General features: G+C 72.5%; 7 protein-coding genes. 2 read left to right on the forward strand and 5 right to left on the reverse strand.

Annotated features, from left to right (window positions below; translation table 11 throughout):
- From ACYC1Z_RS13615 to ACYC1Z_RS13630, 4 genes are all read right to left on the reverse strand, one after another.
- A partial coding sequence (locus ACYC1Z_RS13615; RefSeq protein WP_461410065.1) for an LLM class F420-dependent oxidoreductase occupies nt 1–892 on the reverse strand: 892 nt, incomplete at its 3' end.
- Nucleotides 893–1,140: 248 nt separating this feature from the next.
- Nucleotides 1,141–1,431, reverse strand: coding sequence for a hypothetical protein (locus tag ACYC1Z_RS13620; protein WP_461410066.1), 291 nt, complete (start codon nt 1,429–1,431; stop codon nt 1,141–1,143).
- A gap of 336 nt (nt 1,432–1,767) precedes the next feature.
- Nucleotides 1,768–2,907, reverse strand: a complete 1,140-nt coding sequence (locus tag ACYC1Z_RS13625) for an NYN domain-containing protein (RefSeq protein WP_461410067.1) — start codon at nt 2,905–2,907, stop codon at nt 1,768–1,770.
- A gap of 57 nt (nt 2,908–2,964) precedes the next feature.
- Complete coding sequence (locus ACYC1Z_RS13630) at nt 2,965–3,429, reverse strand: nitroreductase/quinone reductase family protein (RefSeq protein WP_461410068.1); 465 nt, start codon at nt 3,427–3,429, stop codon at nt 2,965–2,967.
- A 200-nt stretch (nt 3,430–3,629) separates the two neighbouring features.
- Here ACYC1Z_RS13630 and ACYC1Z_RS13635 point away from each other — a divergent pair, with 200 nt between their 5' ends.
- The gene (locus ACYC1Z_RS13635) at nt 3,630–4,868 is read left to right on the forward strand and encodes an MFS transporter (RefSeq protein ID WP_461410071.1); all 1,239 of its coding nucleotides are present in this window, start codon (nt 3,630–3,632) and stop codon (nt 4,866–4,868) included.
- On the opposite strand, the gene ACYC1Z_RS13640 is transcribed toward ACYC1Z_RS13635, so the two are convergent.
- Nucleotides 4,853–5,395, reverse strand: coding sequence for a dihydrofolate reductase family protein (locus ACYC1Z_RS13640; RefSeq protein WP_461410069.1), 543 nt, complete (start codon nt 5,393–5,395; stop codon nt 4,853–4,855). The two genes, ACYC1Z_RS13635 and ACYC1Z_RS13640, sit on opposite strands and share 16 nt — an antisense overlap.
- Before the next feature lie 275 nt (nt 5,396–5,670).
- Here ACYC1Z_RS13640 and ACYC1Z_RS13645 point away from each other — a divergent pair.
- On the forward strand, nt 5,671–6,417 hold a 747-nt coding region (locus ACYC1Z_RS13645; protein WP_461410070.1), incomplete at its 3' end, for a competence/damage-inducible protein A.

The following is a 6,417-nucleotide window of genomic DNA, read 5'->3' on the forward strand; positions in this document are numbered from 1 at the left end:
CCGGCGCCAGGGCCTGGAGCACCGCGTGCGCGCGCCGCATCGCGGCAGCCGGGTCGGCGTGCGGGTGGCCGACGGTGGGGTCGAAGTTGAGGTCGAGGAACACCTCGGTCACGCCCTGGGCGGCGAGGGCGGGCAGGTCCACCCGCACCTCGTCCAGGCTTCCGGTCAGCGGCCCGCTGCGCGGAGCGTCCCGCACCACCCCACGGCAGACGAACCGCAGCGCCGCGGGATCCCGGCCTGCTGCCCGGGCGGCGTCGCGGACCTGCTCGATCGGTGCCGCGAGCGCGCTGAGGTCGGCCCGGCTGTTGCTGATCCAGCCGTCGGCCAGACGCCCGATGCGGCTCATCGCGCGCTCCGACGTCGCCCCCAGCAGTACCGGCGGGCCGGGCCGCTGGATGGGCTTGGGCTGCACGCTGCCGTGCGGCACCCGGTAGAAGTCGCCGGAGAACTCGACCGGGTCAGGACCCCACAGCGCTCGCAGGCACGCGAGGTACTCCTCGGCACGGGCCCCGCGGCGGGCGTAGTCGGTGCCGACCGCCTCGAACTCCTCCGGTGACCAGCCGAGCCCGAGACCGGCGTCGAGCCGCCCGTCGCTGAGGACGTCGAGCGTGGCGAGCTGCTTGGCGAGCACGACGGGCGCGAGATAGGGCATGTTCACGACGGCGGTGCCCAGGCGGACGCGCTCGGTCACGGCAGCCGCGTGGGCGAGCACCACCAGCGGGTCCAGGACGCTGGCGTACACCGGGGGCATGCCGCTGCCGGTCGGCACGAGCAGGCGCTGGAACGTCCACAACGAGAGGTACCCGAGCTCCTCGGCCCGTCGGGCGATCTCGGCCACGTTGCGGGGGGTGGCCCAAGAGCCGGAGACGGGCAGGGCGACGCCGATCTTCATGGGACGATCCTCCACCACACGCTCCCGCACGGCACGGTTTCACCGACCCGACCCGACCCGGACGGGACCGGACGGGCCCGGCCCTGGCGCGTGGGAGGACGGAACCAAGGACGCCACCGACCACGAGGTCAGCACGAGGTGCGCCGGGCGCGACCGGCACCAACACTGCCGGCGGCCATGCGGTCAGCAGCCATGCGGTCAGCAGCGGTCGACCTGCCCTCGCGCGCCCGGCCGGCACCGAGGCGGCGCTACCGACCGAAGGTCTCGTAGTACTCCCACGAGGGCGGCACCCGGCCGAACGGGCCCCCGGCCAGCCGGGGCCCCGCCGAGCCGGTCCACTCCGTCAGCGTGATGAGCCCGAGCACGAGGCCGAGCGAGATGAGCACCGCGAGCACACCCGCGACGACCGGCGTCCCGAGCCCGAGGGCGGTGGCGGTCAGGCTGACCGTCAGGGCTGTACCGAGCAGCAGCCAGCCGCTGCGGATGAGGGCCGGCAGCGCGGACCAGCCGTGCCGGGCACTTCCTTGGGACCAAGTCATCGGTGACCTCCTTACGACGCACGAGGCGAATCACCTGGGACGTTAGTCCCAAGTTGCCACCTGCCGCTAGGCCTTGTCCGGATGATCCGGATATGTCCACCAGCGCGTGCGGCGAGTCGGCCATGGGCGTGTCGCCGAGCCCACGACGAGCCCCCGGCAACGACGAAGGCCCAGCGGGGAGCGCAACTATCGTGCGGCCCCCTGACCGCCGGGCAGGAGATCGACGTCAACACGTACACATGGCTCCATCCTGGGGATCTCGACGCCAAGACGCTCGAGGTCCCGCCGGGCGAGCAGACCCGCCAACAGGCCCGAAATCGGCGCGGTCAGGCAGATTCATTCGGTGAGGATGTAGTCCTCGGCAGCGTCGTTCCACCGCAGGTCCACGAGCTCGTCGGCCTGCGCGGCCTTGCAGAACTGCAGGAAGTTCCGGTATCCGAACGCCTTCTCGCTGAAATCAGGGCGCCGCTTGCGCAGCCTGTTCTTCAGACCCGAGAGCAGCACGGGCCCGTCCGCGCTCGCGACCACCTCGCGGAGCAACTCGAAGGCGCTCTCACGCTCGCCGCGCTCCGGCAGGGACACCTCGGGATCACCGGCCGCGGGGCCCGGCGAGAGTTCGACGATGCCCCGTTCGGCGAGATGTTTGAGGATCTCGCCGAAGGACCGGAAGCCGTACTCGGACTCGGTGAACGTCGGCTCCTTGCGCAGGAGCGTCCGTTTGAGGACCGAGGCGGTGACCGCGCCCGATGCTGACGCGAGCCCGGCCAGCGTCTGGGCGACCAGCACCTCGAGGGTCTGGGACTCGGCCTCGGCCTCGGGCCGGGTCTCCGCCTCGGCGGTCTCCGCCTCGGTGGGCGTGGCCGGCTCCCCGACCGCCGGCGGACCCCCGTGCTGTGCCGCCGCCACGGAGGGCACGGTGGACGCGGGCTCTCGGTTCGTGGTCGCGGTGCTCCGGGAGCCCCGTGCGCGCCGCTCGCGTGGCTCGATCTCCTCGGGGACCTCGACCCCTTCCAGCCTGTCGTAGAAGAGGAACTCGTCGCATGCCGGCGGTAGCAGGCGTGACGTGGACAGCTCGACGCCGACGCCGATCACCCGCTTGTTCAACTCGCGGAGCTTGTGGACGAGGGGCGAGAAGTCGCTGTCCCCGGTGCACATGACGAACGTGGAGATGTACTCGCGCTCGAACGCCATCTCGATCGCGTCGACCACCATCTTGATGTCCGCGGCGTTCTTCCTCGAGGCACCCATCCGCTGGGGCATCTCGATGAGTTCGACCTGGTGCCGGGTGAGGGAACGTCGGTCCTCGTCGAAGTAGGACCAGTCCGCGTAGGCCCGGCGGACGAGGACCCTTCCCCGCACGGCGAGGGCGTCGGCGATCGGCTTGAAGTCGAACGTCATCCCACCCAGGTGCTCGCGGGCGCCCAACGCGAGGTTCTCGTAGTCGAGGAAGACGGCCAGTCGTTCTTCAGTGTCCATGCGGCCAGCGTAGAACCGGGGACCGACTCGCTCAGCGACTCCCGGCGGTTCTGGCCCTCAACCCGGCGGACGTTCGGCACTGTCCGCTCCGTCGCGGGGCACCTCGATGAGCACCAGCGCGATCTGGCGCGTGGTCCGCGCCTGGTAGCGGGCGTAGCCAGGGTGCGCAGAGGTGACCCGCGGCCACAGGTCCCGCCGTTCGGCCGGCGTCGCCACTCGCGCGTGCGCCGCTCGTGGCGGTCCGCCGCGCAGCCGCACCACGACCTGCGGCTGGGCACGGAGGTTGAGCAGCCACGCGGGGGGCCGGTCGTCCCCGCCGCGCGAGGCGACGACGACGAACGCGCCTCCCACCTGCACCGGGGAGGTGAGCAGCACCCGGTGCGCCCGGCCGGTGCGCCGCCCGGTGGTCGTGAGCTCCAGCACCGGCATCCTGGCCGCGTCCCAGCCGCCGTGCCCTCGGGCCAGGGCGATCCACGCGCGGTGCACGGCATTCATCGCCTTCAGCGTCAGGTCGCGGGGCACCTGCTACCTCCTGTCAGTGACTCGGGAACACGGTCCGGGTGGGTGCCGGACAAACTGCCGAGCGGGATCCCACCTCGGCCATTGTGTTCGCGCAGCGGGAGCCGCGCGACCGGCGGGGAACTACGCTCATCCCCGTGCACGACGTGGACGGCTCGACCGGCGATCGGGGCCTCGCCTGGTCACCCTGGCGGGTGGTGCTGATGTTCGGCGGGGTCAGCCTCGCCGCGGACATGGTCTATGAGGGTGCCCGCTCGATGTACGGCCCGCTGCTGGGTGCGCTCGGCGCGAGCGCGCTGGTCGTCGGCCTGGTCACCGGTGCGGGTGAGGCGATGGCGCTGGTGCTGCGGTTCGTGTTCGGCCCGCTCGCCGACCGCACCGGCCGGTACTGGACGCTGACGATCCTCGGGTACGGCTTGACGGCGGTCTGCGTGCCGCTCCTCGCCGTGACGCCGTTCCTGGGCGGGGCGGGGCTCGCCGTCGGGATCGTGCTGATCCTGTTCGAGCGCACCGGCAAGGCGATCCGGAGCCCGTCCAAGACGGCGCTGCTCGCGCACGTCGCGGCCGGGGTGGGGCGCGGGCGAGGCTTCGGGGTGCACAAGGCGATGGACCAGACGGGGGCCTTCCTGGGGCCGCTGCTGGTCGCCGCCGTGCTCGCGGTCGCCGGCGTGGTCTGGCCGGCGTTCCTGGTCCTCGCCGTGCCGGGAGCGGCCACGATGATCCTGCTCGCGGTGCTCCGGGCCAAGGTGCCCGACCCCTCCGTGTACGACGGTTCGACGCCGCCCGCCGCGCCCGGGCCCCACGCGCCCGGGCGGGTCACGATGCCCGCGGCACCTCGGGGGATCCGCGCCTGGTTGGCGGAGTCGGTCGGGGCCGGGCTACCACCGGAGTTCTTCCGGTACGCGGCGGCCGTGAGCCTGACCACCGGGGGCCTGGTCACCTTCGGGGTGATCTCCTTCCACCTGACCACGCGCGGGCTGGTCCCGGTGGCGACCGTCCCACTCATCTATGCCGGGGCGATGGCGGTGGAGGCGCTCGCCGCGCTGCTCGTGGGTGCGGCGTACGACCGGATCGGGTCCCGGGTGCTGTACCTGGTCCCGGTGCTGGTGGCCCTGGTGCCGGCGCTGGCACTGTCCTCCGAGCTCACCGCGGTGCTCGTCGGTGTGCTGGTCTGGGGGTTCGCATTCGGGGTGCAGGACTCGACCATCAAGGCACTCGTCGCCGAGCTCGTGGACGCACCGCGCCGCGCCACCGCGTACGGCGTCTTCGCGGGGATCCAGGGCGCGTTGGCCGTGGTCGGTGGCGGCGTCGTCGGCTGGTTGTACGAGGTCTCACTGCCCGCGCTGGTGGTGGTCGTGGCGCTCAGCCAGGCGGCGGCACTGGTCCTGCTGGTGACCACCCTGCACCGGGGAACCGACCGGCGCGGTCAGCCCCGCCCATAGTTGAGGTGCACCACGCCGTTGTCGTATCGATCGTGCCCCTTCAGCGCGAACATGGTCGGCGGGCCGCCGACCTCGAACAGCCGCTCCCCCGCTCCGCGGGCCACCGGGTAGACGAACAGGTGCAGATGTCGACGAGGCCGTCCCGCAGGAGGGGCGCGCACGAGCGTGCCGCTGACCGAGACGTAGATCGTGCCGCCCGTCCCCTCCTTGAGCGCACCGATCGCTTCCGAGGGGTACGGCAGCCGAGTGGACGGCCCCCACGTCACGTCGGGCTCCCGGGAGGCGACGACGTACTTGTGGGTGTCGTTGAAGAACGGGGCGCCGGGGTCGTCCTCGACCGTGCGTCGCGACCAGGCCGGCGCGAACATCTCGTACGTCTTGCGACCGAGGAGGATGGCGGTCGCCCCGCTCGTGATCGCCTCGAGCGTCTCGCCCATCTTCGGGTCGAAGCCGTATTCGAACGTCCAGCTCGGGTCCTCGTACTGGCCGTCCAGCGCGATGAACTCATGAACCGCGATCGTCCCCATGGGAACCGCCCCTCGATGTCGGCAGGGCCCTCGGATTGCAAGGACGCCGCCACAGACTCCAAGAACCCGCCCGCGCCGTCAAGGGATTCCGGTGCGCCCGCCGGCTCCCGGGCGCCGTGCGAGGCGCTCGGTTCCCACCTGCGGGGTGTCGGGCCGCACCGGGACGTTCCCCGGCACGGCGGCGCGTGGGCACGGGGCACCCGCGCCGAGGCCACGTGCCAGATCGTCTCACCACCGCGGGGCGGCACCCCGAAGGCGAGACCTATGCTGCCAGCATGCCGAACCCCACCGCCGCCATGCTGGTCATCGGGGACGAGATCCTCTCCGGTCGCACCCGCGACGCGAACGCCTATCATCTCGCCGGCGAGCTCACCCGCGTCGGGATCGACCTGCGCGAGATCCGCATCGTGCCGGACGACCACGAGATCATCGTCGCAGCCCTGGGTGCCCTCCGCGCCGCGCACACGCACGTGTTCACCTCCGGCGGCATCGGCCCCACCCACGACGACATCACCGCCGACGCCGTCGCCGCGGCCTTCGGCGTCGGGATCGAGGTGCGCGACGACGCCCGCGGGCTGATCGAGCGCGGCGCCGCAGCACGCGGACGCCCCCTCACCGGCGACGAGCTGCGCATGGCCCGCATCCCCGACGGCGCCACGCTCATCACCAACGGCATCTCCGGCGCCCCTGGGTTCAGTATCGGCAACGTCCACGTCATGGCGGGCGTCCCGCCGATCTTCGTCGCGATGGTCGCGTCGGTGCTGCCCACGCTCACCGCCGGCACCCCGCTGCTGTCCCGCGACGTGCGGTTCGAGGTGGGCGAGGGGCGCATCGCCGCGCCGCTGCGCCGCCTCGCCGCGGATCTGCCGGACCTGATCGTCGGCTCCTACCCGTTCCACGACGGCGAGGTCCGCGGCACGACCATCGTCGTGCGCGGCACCGACCCCGCCCGCGTCGAGGAGGCCGTCACCCGACTGGAGGCGCTTCGAGCCACCGTCGGCGGACGGCCGGTCCCCCGGGGC

The organism is Georgenia sp. (assembly GCF_054605595.1).